Source organism: Arthrobacter sp. JB02-1C (assembly GCF_057748045.1).
Genome location: NZ_CM173235.1, coordinates 3,118,958 through 3,138,678 on the forward strand (window position 1 = coordinate 3,118,958; position 19,721 = coordinate 3,138,678).

Annotated in this window: 15 protein-coding genes; 4 read left to right on the plus strand and 11 right to left on the minus strand. The window is 68.4% G+C overall.

Features of this window, described 5'->3' with window-relative positions:
• Positions 1–11: 11 nt before the first annotated feature.
• The 5 genes from alaS to AC3ANP_RS14625 all read right to left on the minus strand — a co-directional run bounded on the left by alaS (position 12) and on the right by AC3ANP_RS14625 (position 5,907).
• The gene (gene alaS / locus AC3ANP_RS14605; RefSeq protein ID WP_488330868.1) at positions 12–2,690 is read right to left on the minus strand and encodes an alanine--tRNA ligase; all 2,679 of its coding nucleotides are present in this window, start codon (positions 2,688–2,690) and stop codon (positions 12–14) included.
• A 156-nt stretch (positions 2,691–2,846) separates the two neighbouring features.
• Positions 2,847–3,095, minus strand: a complete 249-nt coding sequence (locus tag AC3ANP_RS14610) for a hypothetical protein (protein ID WP_488333074.1) — start codon at positions 3,093–3,095, stop codon at positions 2,847–2,849.
• A 46-nt stretch (positions 3,096–3,141) separates the two neighbouring features.
• Positions 3,142–3,516 carry a DUF948 domain-containing protein gene (locus tag AC3ANP_RS14615; RefSeq protein WP_488330869.1) on the minus strand — a complete coding sequence of 125 codons (375 nt, stop codon included), beginning with the start codon at positions 3,514–3,516 and terminating at the stop codon, positions 3,142–3,144.
• 142 nt (positions 3,517–3,658) lie between these two features.
• Entirely contained in the window at positions 3,659–4,285 is a 627-nt protein-coding gene (gene rpsD, locus AC3ANP_RS14620) for a 30S ribosomal protein S4 (RefSeq protein WP_091251848.1), read from the minus strand.
• A gap of 182 nt (positions 4,286–4,467) precedes the next feature.
• Positions 4,468–5,907, minus strand: coding sequence for a replication-associated recombination protein A (locus AC3ANP_RS14625; protein WP_488330870.1), 1,440 nt, complete (start codon positions 5,905–5,907; stop codon positions 4,468–4,470).
• Between the two features lie 86 nt (positions 5,908–5,993).
• Here AC3ANP_RS14625 and AC3ANP_RS14630 point away from each other — a divergent pair, with 86 nt between their 5' ends.
• The gene (locus AC3ANP_RS14630; protein WP_488330871.1) at positions 5,994–6,641 is read left to right on the plus strand and encodes an acVLRF1 family peptidyl-tRNA hydrolase; all 648 of its coding nucleotides are present in this window, start codon (positions 5,994–5,996) and stop codon (positions 6,639–6,641) included.
• 119 nt (positions 6,642–6,760) lie between these two features.
• Here the strand turns inward: AC3ANP_RS14630 and AC3ANP_RS14635 are convergent, their stop codons facing one another.
• From AC3ANP_RS14635 to hisS, 3 genes are all read right to left on the minus strand, one after another.
• Positions 6,761–7,519, minus strand: a complete 759-nt coding sequence (locus tag AC3ANP_RS14635; RefSeq protein ID WP_488333075.1) for a GNAT family N-acetyltransferase — start codon at positions 7,517–7,519, stop codon at positions 6,761–6,763.
• 131 nt (positions 7,520–7,650) lie between these two features.
• Positions 7,651–9,432 carry an aspartate--tRNA ligase gene (gene aspS, locus AC3ANP_RS14640; RefSeq protein WP_488330872.1) on the minus strand — a complete coding sequence of 594 codons (1,782 nt, stop codon included), beginning with the start codon at positions 9,430–9,432 and terminating at the stop codon, positions 7,651–7,653.
• A gap of 139 nt (positions 9,433–9,571) precedes the next feature.
• Positions 9,572–10,930: a histidine--tRNA ligase gene (gene hisS, locus AC3ANP_RS14645; RefSeq protein WP_488330873.1), complete on the minus strand. Its 1,359-nt coding sequence runs from the start codon at positions 10,928–10,930 to the stop codon at positions 9,572–9,574.
• Positions 10,931–11,153: 223 nt separating this feature from the next.
• Between hisS and AC3ANP_RS14650 the strand changes: the two genes are divergently transcribed.
• The 3 genes from AC3ANP_RS14650 to AC3ANP_RS14660 all read left to right on the plus strand — a co-directional run bounded on the left by AC3ANP_RS14650 (position 11,154) and on the right by AC3ANP_RS14660 (position 14,371).
• Entirely contained in the window at positions 11,154–11,972 is an 819-nt protein-coding gene (locus AC3ANP_RS14650; RefSeq protein ID WP_488330874.1) for a peptidylprolyl isomerase, read from the plus strand.
• 61 nt (positions 11,973–12,033) lie between these two features.
• Positions 12,034–13,578: a DUF349 domain-containing protein gene (locus tag AC3ANP_RS14655; protein WP_488330875.1), complete on the plus strand. Its 1,545-nt coding sequence runs from the start codon at positions 12,034–12,036 to the stop codon at positions 13,576–13,578.
• A 259-nt stretch (positions 13,579–13,837) separates the two neighbouring features.
• Positions 13,838–14,371 carry a type IV toxin-antitoxin system AbiEi family antitoxin gene (locus tag AC3ANP_RS14660; RefSeq protein WP_488330876.1) on the plus strand — a complete coding sequence of 178 codons (534 nt, stop codon included), beginning with the start codon at positions 13,838–13,840 and terminating at the stop codon, positions 14,369–14,371.
• Here AC3ANP_RS14660 and AC3ANP_RS14665 read toward each other — a convergent pair.
• The 3 genes from AC3ANP_RS14665 to secD all read right to left on the minus strand — a co-directional run bounded on the left by AC3ANP_RS14665 (position 14,368) and on the right by secD (position 19,676).
• Positions 14,368–16,761 carry a RelA/SpoT family protein gene (locus AC3ANP_RS14665; RefSeq protein ID WP_488330877.1) on the minus strand — a complete coding sequence of 798 codons (2,394 nt, stop codon included), beginning with the start codon at positions 16,759–16,761 and terminating at the stop codon, positions 14,368–14,370. The genes AC3ANP_RS14660 and AC3ANP_RS14665 overlap by 4 nt on opposite strands.
• 131 nt (positions 16,762–16,892) lie before the next feature.
• The gene (secF, locus tag AC3ANP_RS14670) at positions 16,893–17,900 is read right to left on the minus strand and encodes a protein translocase subunit SecF (RefSeq protein WP_488330878.1); all 1,008 of its coding nucleotides are present in this window, start codon (positions 17,898–17,900) and stop codon (positions 16,893–16,895) included.
• Positions 17,901–19,676: a protein translocase subunit SecD gene (secD, locus tag AC3ANP_RS14675; protein ID WP_488330879.1), complete on the minus strand. Its 1,776-nt coding sequence runs from the start codon at positions 19,674–19,676 to the stop codon at positions 17,901–17,903.
• Positions 19,677–19,721 lie beyond the last annotated feature (45 nt).

A 19,721-nucleotide genomic window follows, 5' to 3' on the forward strand; every position in this document is an offset into this window, starting at 1 on the left:
AGTCGTACCGGTTAACGCTTGGCGATGGCATCCGCGACGGCGGTGAGGGCGGCGCCGACCTTGGATGCGTCAGTGCCGCCGCCCTGTGCGACGTCGTCCTTGCCGCCGCCGCCGCCGCCAAGGATGCCGGCCGCCAAGCGCACCAGGGCGCCGGCCTTGACGCCTGCGGTGCGGGCGGCCTCGTTGGTGGCGACCAGGATCATCGGGCGATTGTTGCTGACGCCGGCGACCGCGACGGCGGCAGCGTCGGAACCGAGCCGGGTCCGCAGGTCGAGGGCAAGGCTGCGCAGGTCGTCGGCGCCGCCAACCTGGCCGGCATCGTGCACAACGACCTTGACGCCGGCCACGTCGGTGGCGGTGCCGACCAGCCGTCCGGCAGCAGCGGTGAGCTGCTCCTTGCGCAGCCGCTCCAGCTCCTTTTCGGCCGTCTTGAGCCTGGTCAGCGTACTGGCAATGCGTTCGGTCAGCAGGCCGGAGGGGACCTTCAGCATTTCGGTGAGTTCGGTGACGAGGGCGCGCTCGGCGGCGAGGTGCCGGAAGGCATCCATCCCGACGAAGGCTTCGACGCGGCGGTTCCCCGAACCGACGGACTGTTCGCCCAGCAGCGACAGGCTGCCAATCAGCGAGGTGTTCGACACGTGCGTGCCGCCGCAGAGTTCACGGGACCAGGCGCCGTCGATCTCCACGACGCGGACCTCGTTGCCGTAGTTCTCGCCGAACAATGCCATGGCGCCCAGCGCCTTGGCCTCGGCGAGTCCCATCACCTTGGTCTGCACCTGGAAGTTGTTGCGGATGGCGATGTTCGAGACTTCCTCGATCTCCGACCGCGTCGCGGAGCTCAGCCCCTCGCCCCAGGCGAAGTCGAAGCGCAGGTACCCGGCCTTGTTGAACGAGCCGCGCTGCGTCGCCTCCGGGCCGAGGATCTGGTGCAGGGCCGCGTGCACAATGTGCGTGCCGGTGTGCGCCTGTTCGGCGGCGTGCCGCCGCTCCCGGTCCACGGCGGCCAGGACCTGCGAGTCGGCGCCGATTTCGCCCTCGCGCACAATCGCCTTGTGTACGCTCAGGCCCTTGATCGGACGCTGCACGTCGAGGACCTCGACGACGAAGCCGTCTCCGGTGATCAGGCCGGTGTCGGCTGCCTGGCCGCCCGCCTCGGCGTAAAAGGGCGTTTCCGCCAGGACCAGTTCAATCTCGTCGCCGGTGGACGCCTGGGCGACTTTGCGGCCGGCGGCAAGGATGCCGCGGACCTTCGACTCGCCGGCGAGTTCGGTGTAGCCGGTGAAGACCGTCTCACCCTCGGCCAGCAGTTCCTGGAACGCGCTGAGGTCCGCGTGGCCGCCCTTCTTGCCCTTGGCGTCCGCCTGGGCACGCTGGCGCTGTTCGAGCATGAGCTTGCGGAACTCCGGCTCGTCCACCTGCAGTCCGGCTTCCTCCGCCATTTCGAGCGTGAGGTCGATCGGGAAGCCATAGGTGTCGTGCAGGGCGAACGCATCGGCGCCGGAGAGCGGGTGCCCGGCGGCCTTGGACTCCTTCACGGCGTCTTCGAGCCGTGCGGTGCCGGAGGCGATGGTCCGCAGGAACGCCTTCTCCTCGGCGTACGCGATCCGGCTGATCCGGTCGAAGTCGGTCGCCACGACCGGGTAGACGCCCTTCATGGCATCGCGGGAGGCCGGAAGCAGTTCCGGGAGGCAGGCCTGTTCGACGCCGAGCAGCCGCATCGAGCGGACCGCGCGGCGGATCAGGCGGCGCAGCACGTAGCCGCGGCCCTCGTTGGAGGGCGTGACGCCGTCGGCGATCAGCATCAGGGAAGAGCGGATGTGGTCCGCGACGACGCGCATCCGGACGTCGTCGGTGTGGTGCGGGTCTTCCGGGGTCTCCGCGGAGGTGTACTCGCGGCCGGACATGGCTGCGGCCTTGTCAATCACCGGGCGGACCTGGTCGGTCTCGTACATGTTCTCGACGCCCTGCAGGATCATCGCGAGGCGTTCCATGCCGAGGCCGGTGTCGATGTTCTTCTTCGGCAGTTCGCCAGTGATATCGAAGTCCACCTTGGAGCGGACGTTGTCGATCTGGTACTGCATGAAGACGAGGTTCCAGATTTCGATGTACCGGGTCTCGTCCGCGAGCGGGCCGCCCTCCATGCCGTAGGCCGGGCCGCGGTCGTAGTAGATTTCGGAGCAGGGACCGGCGGGGCCGGGCTGGCCGGTGGACCAATAGTTGTCCGCCTTGCCCATCTTTTGGATCCGCTCGGCCGGCACGCCGGTGTTCTTGAGCCAAAGGTCCTTGGCCTCGTCGTCCTCTTCGTAGACGGTCACCCAGAGCCGCTCCGGCGGCAGGCCGTAGCCGCCGTCGTCAACGCTGGTGGTCAGCAGCTCCCAGGCGTACTTGATCGCGTCTTCCTTGAAGTAGTCGCCAAAGGAGAAGTTGCCGCACATTTGGAAGAACGTGCCGTGCCGGGCGGTTTTGCCGACCTCTTCGATGTCGCCGGTCCGGATGCACTTTTGCACGCTGGTGGCCCGCGGGTACGGTGCTTCCTCCCGCGCCGTCAGGTACGGGATGAACGGGACCATGCCGGCCACCGTGAACAGCAGGGACGGGTCACTGGAGACCAGCGAGGCGGAGGGCACCGCCGTGTGGCCCTTGCTGACAAAAAAGTCGATCCAGCGCTTGGTGATCTCCTGCGACTTCATAACCTGGTTTTTTACCCTTCAATATTCACTGCGTAGTTAATGCCGGGGAATAGTCTTGTCGGCGGTTGCGCCGGCACGGTGGAGCGGGCCGGGGCAGGGTGGCGGGTCCCCGGTCCAAGGGGGCCGGGCCGCGCGTGCTTTTTCATTGTCTCCCGGCTAGCGCCGGAGCGCACCCCGGGTGGCGGCGCCGGCTACGGCGGCGGCATCGGCGTTCTCGTCAACTCCGAGCGCGCCCCGCAACTCGGTTTCCCGTTCGCACATGCCGGCGCGAACGGCGTCGGCGAAATCGTAGACGCCGTCAGCCAGTCGGCCGGCGGCCCGGTTCAGGCCCTCGGGCCCGAGCGCGGACTGCGCCGCGTTGAGCTTGCGGAAGGCAATCACTCCGATTGCGACGCCAATGCCCATCCAGATGATTCGGTTCATGTCGGCTCCTGTCGGCGGGGTCGGGTGCTCAGCGGCTGCGGCGGCCGGTGGCGGGCTTTTTCCGGGCGGAGAGCGCGGACCGGACACCGTAGCTGAAGGCGGCCACCTTGATCAGCGGAGAGCCGACAGTAGCCGCGACCAGCGAGGACAGGGCCGAGATGTTGGCCGAGGCGTCCGAGACGTTCGCGGCGATGCCGTCCACCTTCTTCAACTGCTGGTTCGTGGTGGTGACCGTTGCGGTGACTTCATCCATGAGCGGGGTGGCGCCGTCGCTGATCGAGCGGATGCTGCTGCGCACCTCGTCGAACACTCCGCCGAGCTTCAGGATGGGCACGGCGAGCAGCAGGACCAGCAGTGCAAACACTCCGGCCGCGATCAGGCCGGCAATATCGCCACCAGACATAGATTTCATCTCCTTGAAACAACGTGGATTCCTGCGTGGGTCCGGCTGCGGAATGCCTCGGCCGGGGAGCCCCCCAAGTACCTTACCTACAAAGAAGCCCGCGGCGCTTGCCACGGGCTTCTTTGTAGGTGTCGTGCGGGTTCTAGCGTGCGTAGAATTCCACGACGAGCTGCTCTTCGCAGGTTACGGGGATCTCCGAGCGCTTCGGGCGACGGACCAGGCGTGCCTGCAGGGCGTCCAGCTTGACGTCCAGGTAGGCCGGGACCATCGGGAGCACGTCGCGGTGGGCGCCGGCTGCGGCGACCTGGAACGGAGGCATGGTCTCGCTGCGGCTGTGGACGTGGACCAGCTGGCCCTCACCGACGCGGAAAGACGGGCGGTCAACGCGGATGCCGTCAACCAAGATGTGGCGGTGCACAACCAGCTGGCGGGCCTGGGCGATGGTGCGGGCGAAACCGGCGCGCAGCACGAGGGCGTCGAGACGCATTTCGAGCAGTTCGATCAGGTTCTCGCCGGTCAGGCCCTTGGTGCGGCGCGCTTCTTCGAAGGCGCGGGTCATCTGGGCTTCGCGGATGCCGTACTGGGCGCGCAGACGCTGCTTTTCGCGCAGACGTACGGCGTAGTCGGAGTCCTGCTTCTTGCGGGCACGGCCATGCTCACCGGGGCCGTACGGGCGGCGCTCCATGTACTTGGCGGCCTTGGGGGTCAGAGCGATGCCGAGTGCACGCGAGAGGCGTGCGGTACGGCGAGCACGAGTGTTGTTAGCCACTTGTGTCCTTCCAATATCTGCGGTGTGTCAGTGTTACTGGCCTCCACGATGGAGAGCATCGGCCAACCGCTGCCTTTTGCTACTGGGCGCAGGCAAGCCCATCCATACAGCAGGAACTGCCGCAAACTGGAGGGATTGTGTGTCCGCGCCTTGCCAGACAAACATCCATCCTAGCACGGCGGCTACTTGCCGCGGATGATCTTGCGCAGCCGCTCCAGCCTGCCGGCGATCTCGCGTTCGGCCCCGTTGCCGGTGGGCCGGTAGTAATCCCGGCCCACCAGATCGTCCGGCGGATACTGTTGCGCGGCCACGCCGTGCGGGGCGTCGTGCGCGTACTGGTAGCCCTTGCCGTGGCCCAGCTGCTTGGAGCCGGGATAGTGGGCGTCCCGCAGGTGCGCCGGAATGCCGTTGCCCATGCCGGCCCGGACATCCGCGATCGCCTGGTTGATGCCCAGGTACGCGGCGTTGGACTTCGGTGCGGTGGCCAGGTGGACCACGGCCTCGGCGAGGATGATCCTGCCTTCGGGCATCCCGATCAGCTGCACGGCCTGCGCCGCTGCGACCGCCGTTTGCAGCGCGGTGGGATCCGCCATCCCGATGTCCTCGGCCGCGGAGATCACGATCCTGCGGGCGACGAAGCGGGGGTCCTCCCCTGCCTCCAGCATCCGGGCCAGATAGTGCAGCGACGCGTCGACGTCGGACCCGCGGATGGATTTGATGAAGGCGCTGGCGACGTCGTAATGCTGGTCGCCCGCGCGGTCGTAGCGCACCGAGGCGACGTCGAGGGCGCGCTCGGTGTGCTTGAGTTCGATTCTGATGCCTACTTCTTCCGTGCCGGCGCCGCCGGCGTCACCGACATCGTCGGCGTCCCCGAAGGCGACACCGGCGGCGGCTTCCAGCGCTGTGAGGGCGCGCCGCGCGTCGCCGCCGGAGAGCCGGACCAGGTGGGCGACGGCGTCCTCGTCGAGTTCGGCCTTGCCGCCGAGCCCGCGCGGGTCCGCAGCCGCGCGGCGCAACAGCCCTTCGACGTCGTCATCGGTCAGCGGTTTGAGCGTCAGCAGCAGCGAGCGGGACAGCAGCGGCGAGACCACCGAGAACGAAGGGTTTTCCGTGGTCGCGGCTACCAGCACCACCCAGCGGTTCTCGACGCCGGGGAGCAGCGCGTCCTGCTGGGCCTTGTTGAAGCGGTGGATCTCGTCCAGGAACAGCACGGTGGTGGTTCTGTACAGGTCCCGTGCCGTCAGGGCCTCGTCCATCACCCGGCGGACGTCTTTCACTCCCGCGGTGATGGCGGACAGTTCGACGAACTTGCGGCCCGGCCCCTTGGCAATGACATGGGCCAGCGTGGTCTTCCCGGTTCCCGGCGGCCCCCAGAGGATCACCGAGCTGGGTCCTGCCGGGCCGGTGGCGTCACTGCCGGCCGCCAGCTGGCGCAGCGGCGAGCCTTGACCGAGGAGGTGCTGCTGGCCCACGACATCGTCGAGGCTCCGCGGCCGCATCCTGACGGCGAGCGGGCTGCGCGGGGCGGCGCGGCCTTGGCCCGGCGCCTGGCCGGCGGGCTCTTCGGCATCGTCGTCGCCTACGGACGCGTCGTCCCGTCCTGCAGCAAAGAGATCATCCACATAGATAGGCTACTTCTAGTTCCCGGCCGCCCCGACACGCGGGCCCGGGCGCCAGCCACCAACCGCCCGAGCCAGGAAGGTCCGCGATGCCCCATTCCGAGACACGTGCGGCGTTCGTCTCCGGTGAACGCCTGGCGGGCTGGGTGGGGCGGTTCGGCGCCAGCCACGGGAGCCTGCTGCTGACCGAGGTCGACGGCGGCGTGCAGCTGCGGGCGGCCGATGGCGCCGAGGCACGACTGCGGGCTCCGTGGCCCGCGGACGGCCGCCCGGGACGCGGCGACGATGCGGTGGCCAGGCTGGCCGCCCTGGCGTCGCAGCCGCGGCCGCTGGGAGTGGTCCTGGTGCGCCGCGGCGGCTATTCGGTGGCGGTGGTCTCCGCGGGCCGGGTGCTGGTGTCCAAGGCCGGCACCCGGCATGTCCAGTCCCGGACGGCGGCGGGCGGCTGGTCCCAGCAACGCTTTGCCCGCCGCCGCGCCAATCAGGCCGATGCCCTGGTGGAGGCGGTGGCGGCCCATGCGGCCCGGATTTTTGCTGATGACCGGATTGAGTATGTTGCGGCCGGCGGCGACCGGGCACTGGCGGAGCTGGTCCTCGCCGAACCGGTTCTGAAACCCTACGCCGCGCTCCCCCGGCTGCCCTTTCTCGACGTTCCGGACCCGCGGGCCGCCGTCCTGACGAAGGCCGCGGCCGACCTCTGCGCAGTGCGGATCCTGGTCACGGACCCGCCCGCGTAGCCCCGGCCGCCTGGTTTCGCCCCCAATTCGACGGTTCCCTGCCGGTTCGATGCTTCGGAACGTCGAACGGGCGGGGAACCGTCGAAACGGGCCCCGGGCAGCGGCGGCCGAGGCGTGCCTCAGCAACCGGTCAGGTGCCGCTTGGGCCGCTCCTGCCGGTACAGGTACCGTCCCGCCGTTGCGAAACCGGCACGGGCGTAGAGCTCCTGGGCCCCGGTGTTCGCCGCGGTGACCAGCAGCCAGTAGCCGGCCAGGCCCCTGCCTGCCCCCTCGCCGAGCAGGGCCGCAAGGACGAGGCTGGCGTAACCGCGGCGCCGCGCGTCCGGGCGGGTCGCCATGCAGTACAGGCCGCCCCAGCGGGCTCTCCCCTGTTCTGCGCCGGGCAGGGCCAGGCGCCCGACGGCGGCGGGCAGGCCGTCGTCGTCCCTGACCAGGGCGTAAAGCGAGGGGCATCCCGCGAGGATGCCGCGGGCGACGCCAAGGGCTGTCTCGTCGCCCCGGCCGTCCACGCTCCACCAGAGCCGCAACCAGTCCGGGGACGGCTCGGACGAGATCTCAACCCGGACATCCGGCGCCGGAATGTCCGTGCCGCCCGCACGGGCCAGCACCAGAGTCTCGGACTGGCGGGTAAAGTCCTCGGCGTCGAGTACGGCGTTGAGCGACGAGTAGCGCAGGTCGTCGAAGACCTGAAAAATCAACGGCTGGCGTCGGGCACGGTACCAGAGCCGGGCAGCCCGGAGCGCCGCGAGCTGGGCGTGCGGGTCGACTCCCGGTTCACGGGGCCACACCGAGTTGGCCCGCTGGGTCACGCCCGAGGCGGCGCGGAGCAGCCAGCCGCCGGACTCCTCCCGGTCGGCGGCGGGCCACGCGGCATCCATCAGCGCCTCCAGCGCAGGCCCGGATTGCAGTTCCAACGGGGTGTCCCTTTCCTGCACGGATCATGGGGTCGTCAGCCGACGGCAAAGGCCCCCCGGAATGCCGGAGAGCCTTCGCTGCGGAGCAGGTGCGGCTACTTGGCGCCGTCGTCCTTCTTGGCCTCCGGCTTGAAGTCCACGCCGGCTTCCTTGCGCTGCTGCGCCGTGATGGGCGCCGGCGCCTGGGTCAGCGGGTCATAACCGTTGCCCGTCTTGGGGAACGCGATGACGTCGCGGATTGACTCCACCCCGGCCAGCAGGGCGACGACCCGGTCCCAGCCGAACGCGATGCCGCCGTGCGGGGGCGCGCCGTACTTGAACCCCTCGAGCAGGAAGCCGAACTTCGTCTGGGCGTCTTCCTTGGCCAGGCCCATCAGCTCGAAGACCCGTTCCTGTACATCGCTCTGGTGGATACGGATGGAGCCGCCGCCGATCTCGTTGCCGTTGCAGACGATGTCGTAGGCGTAGGACAGGGCCGACTCGGGATCCTTGTCGAAGCTGTCCATGAATTCCGGCTTCGGCGAGGTGAAGGCGTGGTGCACGGCCGTCCACTGGCCGCCGCCGACGGCGACGTCACCGGACGCGACGGCTGCTGCGGCCGGTTCGAACATCGGCGCGTCGACTACCCAGCAGAAGGCCCAGTCGGCCGGGTTGATCAGGCCGGTGCGGTGGCCGATCTCGACGCGGGCCGCGCCGAGCAGGGCACGGGACGGCGACTTCTCGCCGGCTGCGAAGAAGATGCAGTCGCCCGGCTTGGCGCCGACGGCGTCGGCGAGGCCGGCGCGCTCGGTCTCGGTCAGGTTCTTGGCCACGGGGCCGGCGAGTTCGCCGTCTTCCTTGAACAGGACATAGGCGAGGCCCTTGGCGCCGCGCTGCTTGGCCCATTCCTGCCAGGCGTCCAGCGCGCGGCGGGCCTGCGAGGCGCCACCGGGCATGACGACGGCACCGACGTAGGGGGCCTTGAAGACGCCGAAGTTGGTGTCCTTGAAGAACTCGGTCAGCTCGGTCAGCTCAAGGCCGAAGCGCAGGTCCGGCTTGTCCGAGCCGTAGCGGGCCATCGCGTCGTGGTAGGTGATGCGCTGGATCGGGGTGGGAATCTCGACGTCGATCAGCTTCCAGAGCGCCTTGACGATGTTTTCGCCGAGCCGGATGATGTCGTCCTGCTCCACGAAGCTGGCTTCGATGTCGAGCTGGGTGAACTCCGGCTGGCGGTCCGCGCGGAAGTCCTCGTCCCGGTAGCAGCGGGCGATCTGGTAATACTTTTCGAAGCCGCCGACCTGCAGGAGCTGCTTGAACAACTGCGGTGACTGCGGCAGCGCGTACCAGGAACCCGGCGCGAGGCGGGCGGGGACGACGAAGTCGCGGGCGCCTTCCGGCGTCGACCGCGTCAGCGTGGGGGTCTCGACCTCGACGAAGCCGTCCTGGTGCAGCAGCTCCCGCGCCACCCGGTTGGCTTCGGAGCGCAGCCGCAGGTTATGGGCGGGACCGGGCCGGCGCAGGTCCAGGTAGCGGTGCTTGAGGCGGGCTTCCTCGCCGACTTCGACGTGCTCGTCGATCTGGAACGGCAGGGCCTCGGAGGTGTTGAGGATGATGACCTTCTCGGCGATGACCTCGATCTCCCCGGTGGCCAGGGCGGGGTTCTCGTTGCCCTCGGGCCGGCGCGACACGGTGCCGACCACCTGCAGCACATATTCGTTGCGGAGGCCGTGGAAGACCTCTTCCTCGCGGACTACCACCTGGGCGACGCCCGAAGCGTCGCGCAGGTCAACGAATGCGACACCACCGTGGTCACGACGCCGGCCGACCCAGCCGGCGAGGGTTACGGTTTGTCCAATGTGCTCGGAGCGGAGGGATCCGAGGTCATGTGTGCGCAGCACAGCACGCCTTTCTGAAGAAGACAGAGGGAAAATCAAAGTCAGGTCAAACAGGTACAGCCATCAGGACCGTCACTGGAACGGTCCCGTTCGAGTTTACCCGGTGGATCGGTGCCGCCGGCCCGGGGTCCGGGCGGCCGGCCTAGTTCTTGAGCACCCGCACCTGCAGGTCCTCGGCGGCGGGGGCCCACTCGGCCGGATCGGCGTCGACCTGCTCGCCGGTGCGGATGTCCTTGACCTGGTGCTTGCCGTCATCATCGGTGAACCAGACAAACGGGATACCGCGCCGGTCGGCAAATTTGATCTGTTTGCCGAACTTCTCGGCCTTCGCCGCGACCTCGGTGGCGATTCCGCGGGAACGCAGCCGCGCGGCCACGTCCTGCGCCGCCCCCCAGCTATCGTCGTGGCTCAGTGCCACGAGCACGGCGGTGGGTACCGCGCGGGAGGCTTTTGCCAGGTCCTGGCTGAGGATCCGCGACACGAGCCGGGTCACGCCGATCGAGAGCCCGACGCCGGGAAAGGTGCGGTTGCCCTTGCTGGCCAGGGCGTCGTAACGGCCGCCGGAGCAGATCGAACCGAGCTGTTCATGCCCCACCAGGACCGTCTCCACGACGGTGCCGGTGTAGTAGTCCAGTCCGCGGGCGATGCTGAGGTCAGCGACGACCTTGCCCGGGGCGCGCTGGACGGCGGCGGCGATGACCTGTTCCAGCTCGCTCAGGCCTTCCTCCAGCAGGTCGTTGCTGACGCCGAGGCCGCGGACCTGCTGGACGAAGGAGGTGTCCGTGGCGCGGATGCCGGCCAGTTGGAGCGCGGCCTGCGCCTGCTCGGCAGTGGCGCCGAGCTCGGACTGCAGCAGCTCGGCGACCTTGGCCGGGCCGATCTTCTCCAGTTTGTCGATGCTGCGCAGCACGCCTGCGGTGTCTGTGAGGCCGATCCCGTTGTAGAAACCTTCGGCGAGCTTGCGGTTGTTGATCCGGAGCAGGAAGTCCGGGATGGGCAGGGCGCTGAGCGCTTCGGCAATCACCAGCGCAATTTCGACGTCGTAGCGGAAGGGCAATTCGCCGTCGCCCACAATGTCGATGTCCGCCTGGGTGAATTCGCGGGCACGGCCTTCCTGCGGCCGCTCGCCGCGCCACACCTTCTGGATCTGGTAGCGCCGGAACGGGAACGCGAGGTAGCCGGCATTTTCCACCACGTACCGCGCAAACGGCACGGTGAGGTCAAAGTGCAGGGCCAGCGCGTGCGGGTCTGCCTTGGGCGCGGCGGCTCCCGCGCCGGCGGCGTCGGCCTCGTCGTCCTGGAGCCTGCTTAGGCCGTAGACTTCCTTGTCGATTTCGCCCTTGCGCAGCAGCTGTCCGACGGTCTCCACCGCGCGCGTCTCGATCGAAGAGAAGCCATGCAGCTCAAAGGTCCGCCGCAGGGTGTCCAGCACATGCAGCTCCACCAGCCGTTCCTCGGGAAGCCACTCGGGGAATCCGGACAGGGAGGCGGTGCGTGCCATGGTGGAATGTTCTCCTCTTACTACGACGACGGGTCCGACGGCCGCGGCGTTGCGCGCAGACCGGCCCGTCGTGCATAAACTGTGTGCGGCAGTCAGTTTATGCTTTCGCGGCGCGCATCTCTAATGCGCAGGCGCATCGCCAGCACTGCCGGCAGCATGCCTGCCGCACCCCCGGTTCGCCGCCACGGCGCGGCGATGGTGCGGCCCTACCCCAGGAGGACCTTTGGCGGCCAGTTCACGCAGTGCCCGCGAAGCCAAGCGGCGCGTCCAGCAGATGGAGGCCAAGCGCGAGCTCCGCCGCGGCCAGGAGCGCCGCCGGCGGCGTGACAACATCATTGCCATCACCGGCGGCGCTGTCGCCTTGGTCCTCGCCCTGGTGCTGCAGCTGACGGTGTTTTCCGGCAACCCCACGGAGGACGAATTCAAGGCTGCCGAAGCCGGGCTGCGGAGCCCCTCGGCCTCGGCCAGCGCGTCGGCCAGCCCGTCCCCCAGTGCGACCAACGGCGAGAACATCCCGAAGCCGGAAACCGCCGCGGGCAAGACCTTCACGGGCGAGCTGGCCTTTAACCGGGGCACCCTTGGCGTCGAGCTGGATGGGACCAAGGCCCCCCAGGCCGCCGCGGTGTTCAAATCGCTGACGGACCAGGGCTTTTTCAAGGGCCTTAGCTGCCACCGGCTGACCACCGGAGACTCGTTCGGGGTGCTGCAGTGCGGCTCCAAAACCGGGGACGGCGCCAGCGACCCGTCCTACACATGGGGTCCGCTCGAAAACACACCGGCGGACAACAAATACCCCGCCGGCACCATCGCAGTGGCACGCGGCGGCGGGAACGCCTACAGCAACGGGACGCAGTTCTTCATCGTGTACAAGGACACCACCATCCCGGCCGACGCGGCCGGCGGCTACACGGTGGTGGGCAAGGTGACGTCCGGCCTGGATGTCATCACCGGCATCGCCGCGGCGGGCGTCAAGCCGGGGGCCGGCGCCACCGACGGCGCACCGGCAGAACCAGTCACGATAGACTCGTTCTCTCTGAAGTAACCAGCCGGGGCCCTCGTGGCCGCGGTGCCGGTATTTCCCTCCAAGCGAAAGACTTCTAGCGGTGACAGACAGTCAGCAATCCGACGAAACAGTGGCAGCAGCTGCCCATGAGACCGAAGCCGAGGTCACGGTGACCGACGCGGCCCAGGAGCCCGCCCAGGAGCCGGCCGACGCCGCCACCGAGGCCGGCGGAACGGAACCCACGCCGTCGCCGGCTCGGGCCGATGCCGCCCCCTCGCCGGCCGTTTTCGCCGCCCGGCCAGGTGCGCCGTCGCCGGCCGCTTTTGCCGCCCGGCCCAAGGCTGCGCCCTCCCCCGCAGTGCCCGCCGCCACCGCTGCGTCCAGCGCAGCATCATTGGCCGAGGCCGCGCGGTGGGGCCGGGTGGAAGGTGACGGGCACGTCTTCCTCACCATCGACGGCGAAGAACACCCGGTCGGGCAGTACCCCGGCGTCAGCAATGACGATGCCTTGGGCTACTTCGCGCGGAAATACGACGACATCGTGGCCCAGATCGTCCTGCTGGAGCAGCGGGTGGCCTCCAAGGCCCCGGCCGCGGACATGCAGAAGACCGTGATCCACCTGCGCGAGCAGTTGGCCGAACGGAACATGGTGGGTGACCTCCGCGCCGCCGAAAGCCGGCTGGACGCACTGTCCGGCCAGATCACGGAGCTCGAAAAGACCGAAAAGGCCGAGCACGACGCGGTGCGCGCCGCCGAACTCGCTGCCCGTGAGGCGATTGTCGCGGAGGCCGAGCAGATCGCCGCGCACGATCCGGCGCAGATCCAGTGGAAGACCTCGAGCGCCCGCATGAACGAGCTCTTCGAGAGCTGGAAGACGGCGCAGAAGAGCGGGGTCCGGCTGGGCCGCAGCAACGAGGACGCGCTCTGGAAGCGTTTCCGGGCCGCCCGTACGGTCTTCGACCGGCACCGCCGCGCTTACTTCTCCCAGCTGGACAGCAACAACTCCGCCGCCAAGGCCGCCAAGGAGAAGCTGATCACGGAGGCCGAGGCGCTCTCGTCCTCGACCGACTGGGGCTTCGCTGCCGGCGAGTACCGGCGGCTGATGGATCAGTGGAAGGCCTCGCCGCGGGCCAGCCGCAAGGACGACGATGCGCTCTGGGCACGTTTCCGGGCCGCGCAGGACGTCTTCTTCACCAACCGGCAGGCCGCCAACGATGAGATCGACCAGGAGTACGGCGTCAACCTCACGGTGAAAGAGGCCCTGCTGGTCGAAGCCAATGAGCTGTTGCCGATCAAGGACCTCGCCGCAGCCAAGAAGGCCCTGCAGTCGATCCGCGACCGCTGGGAGGAGGCCGGCAAGGTTCCCCGCGCGGACATGGCCCGGATCGAGGCCGGCCTGCGGAAGGTGGAGGACGCCGTCCGGCATGCCGAGGACGAGAACTGGAAGCGTTCGAACCCTGAGACCAAGGCGCGCACCAACAGCGCTCTTTCGCAGCTGGAGGCAGCCATTGCCGGGCTCAAGGAGGACCTGGCCAAGGCTGAAAAGGCCGGCGATGAGCGCAAGATCAAGGCGGCCCGGGAAGCTCTGGACGCCCGGCAGGCCTGGCTGGAGCAACTGGAGCGTTCCGCCAGCGAACTCTCGTAGGCACCACCGACAGCCAAGCTGAGTATCGGCCAGGCCCCGCACCGGTTATCCACATGACCGGAGCGGGGCCTGTCCTGCGTTCGGGGCCCGGGCGCACGATGGCTGCATGGTCTTCCCAGCCGGCCAGCCCGCCCCGCTTCGCCCCGCCCCGCTTCGTCCTGCCGGGCCCCCACCGGAGCCGTCCGACCGCAGCTCCGGCAGCCCTCCGCCGCTGTTGTACTTTCCCGGATCCCCGTTCTCCTGGGCGGAACTTCAGGCCATGACTGCCGACGGCCTGCTGACCCGGTTGTCCCAGCGCGGCTTCCTGCCTCCCGGGGCGGCGTCCACCCCGATGCTGCGGGCCCGGGCGGCCGCCGGCTGTCTCCCGCCGCCGGTCCGGAAACGGGTGGTGGCCGGGCGGATGACGGCGGCCTGGATCTACGGCTGCGCGGATGAACCGGACCGCCTCGCCCTCCTGGTCGATGCCCACCACCGGGTTTCAGGCCTCCGCGGGATGCGCGGGTGCAGCTTCCACGAAGTCAGGCTGGGCCCGTGCGACGTCGTGAGCCTGGGCGGTCTGATGGTCTCCAGCCCGCTGCGGACCGCGCTGGACATCGCCCTGCACGTTGCCCCTGACCGGGCGCTGCCCGCGCTGCAGGGCTTCCTGTCCGCGCCGGAGCTGAACGTCCCGCTCGGGCTGCTGGTCCGCGCAGTGGAAGCCTCCCCGCGGCTGCCGTACAAGAAGGCTGCCCTCGCCAAGCTGGCGGCGTTGGCGCAGGAAGGGCCAGCGGCCGGCGGGGCCTTTGGCGGCTAGCTGCGGCGCCGGTTGCCTGTGGTGCGGTAGACGTCGAAGACGCCGTCGATCCGCCGGACAGCGCTGAGCACGTGGCTGAGGTACTTCGGATCGCCCATTTCGAAGGCGAACTTGGAAATGGCGACCCGGTCGGTGGAGGTGTGCACGCTCGCCGCCAGGATGTTGACGTGGTTCTCGGACAGGACCCGGGTGACGTCCGAAAGCAGGGACTTGCGGTCCAGCGCTTCGACCTGGATCTCGACCAGGAACACGCTGGACTGCGTCGGCGCCCATTCCACTTCCACGATCCGGTCAGGCTGGTCCATCAGGCCGGCGACGTTGGTGCAGTCAGTCCGGTGCACCGAGACGCCGGAGCCGCGGGTGACGAAGCCGAGGATCGGGTCCGGCGGGACCGGTGTGCAGCAGCGTGCCAGCTTGACCCAGACGTCGTCGACGCCTCGGACCACGACGCCGGAGTCCGAGTACCGGGTCTTGGACACCTGGGCCGGGATGGAGACCTCGGTCAGGTCGTCCTCGGGCGTGTCGTTGCCGCCCAGGCTTTCGACGAGCCGCTCCATCACCGACTGGGCGGAGGTGTGCCCGTCGCCCACCCCGGCGTAGAGACCCGAGATGTCGGTGTACTTGAAGTCCTCGGCGATCGCGGCGAGGGCGTCGTGCGTCATCAGGCGCTGCAGCGGGAGGTTCTGCTTGCGCATGGCCTTGGTGAGCAGGTCCTTGCCGCGGTCGATCGCTTCCTCGCGGCGTTCCTTGCTGAACCACTGCCGGATCTTGTTCCGCGCCCGGGCACTTTTGACAAAATGCTGCCAGTCCTGGCTCGGACCGGCGCCCTCGGCCTTGGACGTGAAGATCTCCACCCAGTCGCCGTGGTTCAGTTCGCTGTTCAGCGGAACCAGTTTGCCGTTCACGCGCGCGCCGATGGTCCGGTGCCCCACCTCGGTGTGGACCGCGTAGGCGAAGTCCACGGGCGTTGACCCGGCCGGCAGTGCCATCACCTCGCCCTTGGGGGTGAAGACAAACACCTCGCGGGCGTTGATCTCGAAGCGCAGCGAGTCCAGGAACTCGCCGGGGTCCGAGGTCTCCTGCTGCCAGTCGACCAGCGAGCGGAGCCAGCCCATGTCGCCGTCGCGGGGGCTGCCGGGGCCGGCCGCGGTCCGGTTCGGCTGGTCCTTGTACTTCCAGTGTGCCGCGACGCCGTATTCGGCGCGGCGGTGCATCTCGTGGGTGCGGATCTGGATCTCCACGGGCTTGCCGCCCGGGCCGATCACGGTGGTGTGCAGCGACTGGTACATGTTGAACTTGGGCATCGCGATGTAGTCCTTGAACCTGCCCGGCAGCGGGTTCCAGCGCGAATGCATCGCCCCCAGCGCCGCGTAGCAGTCCCGGACCGAGTCGACCAGGACCCGGACGCCCATCAGGTCGTTGATGTCGTCGAAGTCCTTGTCGCGGACGATCATCTTCTGGTAGATGGAGTAGTAGTGCTTGGGCCGGCCGGTGATCGTGGCCTTGATCTTCGCGGCGCGCAGATCCTCGGTGATCTGGTTCCGGATGACCGCCAGGTTTTTCTCGCGCTCCGGGGTCCGGTCCCCCACCATCCGCACGATTTCCTCGTAGACCTTGGGGTAGAGGGCCGCGAAGGACAGATCCTCCAGCTCCCACTTGATCGTGTTCATGCCCAGGCGGTGCGCCAGCGGGGCGAAGATTTCGAGGGTTTCGCGGGCCTTCCGCGCCGACGATTCCGCGGAGACGAAGCGCCAGGTGCGGGCGTTGTGCAGCCGGTCCGCGAGTTTAATCATCAGGACCCGGATGTCCTTGGCCATGGCCACGACCATTTTGCGGACGGTTTCGGACTGGGCGGCCTCGCCGAAGCTGACCTTGTCCAGTTTGGTGACGCCGTCCACCAGCATGGCAACTTCCGGCCCGAACTCACCCTTGAGGTCCTCCAGCGTGTAGGACGTGTCCTCCACCGTGTCGTGCAACAGGGCGGCGGCGAGCGTCGTTCCGCTCAACCCCAGCTCCGCGAGGATGGTGGCGACGGCCACGGGGTGCGTGATGTAAGGGTCACCGCTCTTACGCTTCTGTCCGCGGTGGCACCGTTCCGCCACCACGAACGCCCGCTGGATCAGTTCGAAGTCGTCCTTCGGGTTGTTGGCGCGCACGGTGCGCAGCAGCGGTTCCAGGATCGGCGAGTACGCCGGGGTGCCGCGGCCGGTCAGCCGCGCGAGCCGCGAGCGGGTGCGCTCCCGGCGCCCGGGGAAGGTCGGCCGGGTGCCGGAGTTGTCCACGGGCACGGCAGCGTCGGGGCGTCCGGCAGCTACGAGGCCGGTCTGGGCCCCTTGGCCGGTACCCTTGGCCGCCTGAGCTGCAGGCGCCGGCGTCGAACGTTCTTCCACTGAAGCACCTCTCACAACCCGTTAATTATTCAAGTCTATTCCGCGCCGGGACACTTCGATAACCGCGCCCCAACGGCGACGGGCCGGAGAGCGTCGAAGTGACGTTCTCCGGCCCGTCATGCGGATACCGGCTAGGCCGTGGCGGGTTCCGCTTTGGCGGCGCTGTCCGCCCGGCGCTGCTGCACCCGCCGCGCCTGTTTGACCAGGTCCGGCTCGCGGTGGCGCAGCGCGGCGTACAGCGGCGCGGCGATAAAGATGGTCGCCGCCGTGCCGATCAGGATTCCCACGAACAGGGCCAGCGAGAGGTCCCGCAGGGTTCCGGCGCCCAGCAGCCCGGCACCGATGAACAGGATGGCACCGACCGGCAGGATGGCTACCACCATGGTGTTGATGGAGCGCACCAGGGTCTGATTGACGGCGAGGTTGACCTCTTCGTCGAAGGTCCGCCGGGTGGAAGCCTGCAGGTCCGAGGTGTTTTCGCGGATCTTGTCGAACACCACCACGGTGTCGTAGAGCGAGTAGCTGAGCACCGTGAGGAAGCCGATGATGGCGGACGGGGTTACCTCGAAGTCGCTGAGCGAATACACCCCGGCGGTGATCAGCATCGTCACCACCATGCCGGCGAGGGCGGACAGCGACATCTTCCAGGTCCGGAAATACAGCGCCATCAGCACCGCTGCAATGCCCACGAAGATCAGCAGGCCGAGCAGCGCCTGCTGGGTAACATCCGCGCCCCACGTCGGACCGACGAAAGTCGAGGTGACCTCGTTGTCGGTCACGCCGTAGGCCTTGGTGAGTCCGTCCTTGATCCGGAGCGTCTCGTCATCGCTGAGCTTGTCCGTCTGGATGCGCATCGTGGTCCCGGCGACGTTGGCGACGCGCGGCACGGTGCCCGAGACGACGTCGTGCACGGCCTTCTCGCCGAGGCCCGGGTCCGTGTCCTTGACGTTGGAGACCGTGAACTCGGAGCCGCCGCGGAACTCGATGCCGAGGTTGAACCCGCCCTTGGCGATGGGCAGCAGGATGGACAGTGCGACGGCGACGGCGGCGACCAGGAACCAGATCTTCTTGGATCCGACGAAGTCGTACGAGCGCTTGCCCGTGTAAAGATCATTTCCGAATGTGGCGAAACTGGCCATTTACTTGCCTTCCTTGGACGCGCTCTTGGAGGAACCGGCAAGCTGGGCCTGGTTGCGCTGTTCCTGCCGTTCGGCGAGGCGTCGTTCTGCAATGGTCATCCGGCGCTCGGCCTCCGCCGCCGCACCGGTGTTCTTGGCGCGCGGCGCGGGGACCGGCTTGTCCTGCGGGGAACGGATCCGGCCTGCGCCCCGGTAGAGCGGCACGGCACCGAGGCGCTTTGGATCGAGGCCGGAGAACCTGTGGCCTTCGCCGAAGAACTTGGTCCGTGCCAGGACCTGCAGGGCTGGGTGCGTGAACATGAAGACGACGATCAGGTCGGCGATCGCGGTCAGGCCCAGGGTGAAGGCGAAGCCGCGGACGTTGCCGACCGCCACGAAGTACAGCACCAGGGCGGCGAGCAGGTTGACGGCCTTGGAGGCCAGGACCGTCCGCTTGGCACGCTTCCAGCCGTTCTCGACGGCGGATACCAGGCCGCGGCCCTCCCGCAGTTCATCGCGGATGCGTTCGAAGTAGACGATGAAGGAGTCCGCTGTCTGGCCGATCGCCACGATGAGGCCCGCGACGCCAGCCAGCGAGAGGCGGTAGTTCTCCGTCCAGCCCAGGATCGCAATGGCCAGATAGGTGAGCGCGCCGGCGACCACCAGCGAAGCGACCGTGACGAAGCCAAGCGCCCGGTACTGGAACAGCGAGTAGACCACCACCAGCAGCAGGCCGATCAGACCGGCGAGCATGCCCATCCGGAGCTGTTCCCCGCCGAGCGTGGCCGAGATCTGCTGTTCGCTCTGGATTTCGAAGCTGATCGGCAGGGCACCGAAGCGCAGCTGGTCGGAGAGCGCCTTGGCAGTCTGCTCGGTGAAGCCGCCGGTGATCTGCGGGCGGCCGTCGGTGATCACGGCCTGGGCCCGCGGCGCGGAGATGACCTGGTCGTCCAGGACGATGGCGAACTGCGCCTTCGGGTCGGCCCCGGTCTCGCCGCCCGCGGCAACGTAGAACCGGTTCAACCGTTCGGTGATGGTCTTGAACTTGGCGGTACCCTCGCCGTCGAACTGGATGTCGACGGCCCACTGGTTGGTCACGGCGCCCTGGGCTCCGCGCTGCAGCTGGAAGGAGGATGTGGTGATGTTGGAGCCCTTGACCTCGACCGGTCCCAGGATGTACTTCAAGGCTGGTTTGCCGTCTGCCGCGGGTTCGCAGGTCACCAGCGGTTTGGCCGGGTCGGAGCGCTCCTGCTTGTCCTGCGACGGGTGGTCGCAGTCCAAGGCCTCGTACTTCTTGTAGACGTCTGCGGTGATCCAGTTCTCGTCGCTGCTGTTGGTGGGGGCCGCGGTGGGCTTGGGCAGCTTGTCGTCCGGGGCCCGGGACTCGACGGGGACGGCTGCGCCGGCGCCGGCCTGGATCACCGGGCGGAAGTTCATGTCGGCGGACGCCTGGATCAGCGCGCGGGTCTCCTTGGACGGCGTGCCCGGGAGGCTGACGACGACGTTGCGGCCCGACTGCGTGCTGATTTCGGCTTCGGCGACGCCCGATCCGTCCACGCGTTGGCGGATAATCGCCACGGCCTGGTTGAGCTGTTCTTCATTGATGCTCGAACCGCCCTCCACCTTGGGCGCCAGGATCATCTGGGTGCCGCCCTCGAGGTCCAGTGCCAGCTTGGGGGCCCAGCTGGCGTGCCCGGCCATGGTGCCGCCGGCCAAGACTGCGGTCAGGACGGCGATCATCACGCCGAGCCAGACCAGCACCCTGCGGGCTGAGTTTTTGGGGCCAGTTCGTGCCATTGTCGATCTTTCTATTGTTGACGGAGGAACCGCCGGTGCGGACCG

Bases quoted from the DNA above. Each gene is read 5' to 3' on its own strand.
- alaS (WP_488330868.1), bottom strand. From the start codon at position 2,690: ATGAAGTCGCAGGAGATCACCAAGCGCTGGATCGACTTTTTTGTCAGC.
- AC3ANP_RS14610 (WP_488333074.1), bottom strand. From the start codon at position 3,095: ATGGGCATTGGCGTCGCAATCGGAGTGATTGCCTTCCGCAAGCTCAAC.
- AC3ANP_RS14615 (WP_488330869.1), bottom strand. From the start codon at position 3,516: ATGTCTGGTGGCGATATTGCCGGCCTGATCGCGGCCGGAGTGTTTGCA.
- AC3ANP_RS14630 (WP_488330871.1), top strand. From the start codon at position 5,994: ATGCCCCATTCCGAGACACGTGCGGCGTTCGTCTCCGGTGAACGCCTG.
- AC3ANP_RS14635 (WP_488333075.1), bottom strand. From the start codon at position 7,519: ATGGATGCCGCGTGGCCCGCCGCCGACCGGGAGGAGTCCGGCGGCTGG.
- hisS (WP_488330873.1), bottom strand. From the start codon at position 10,930: ATGGCACGCACCGCCTCCCTGTCCGGATTCCCCGAGTGGCTTCCCGAG.
- AC3ANP_RS14660 (WP_488330876.1), top strand. From the start codon at position 13,838: ATGACTGCCGACGGCCTGCTGACCCGGTTGTCCCAGCGCGGCTTCCTG.
- secF (WP_488330878.1), bottom strand. From the start codon at position 17,900: ATGGCCAGTTTCGCCACATTCGGAAATGATCTTTACACGGGCAAGCGC.
- secD (WP_488330879.1), bottom strand. From the start codon at position 19,676: ATGGCACGAACTGGCCCCAAAAACTCAGCCCGCAGGGTGCTGGTCTGG.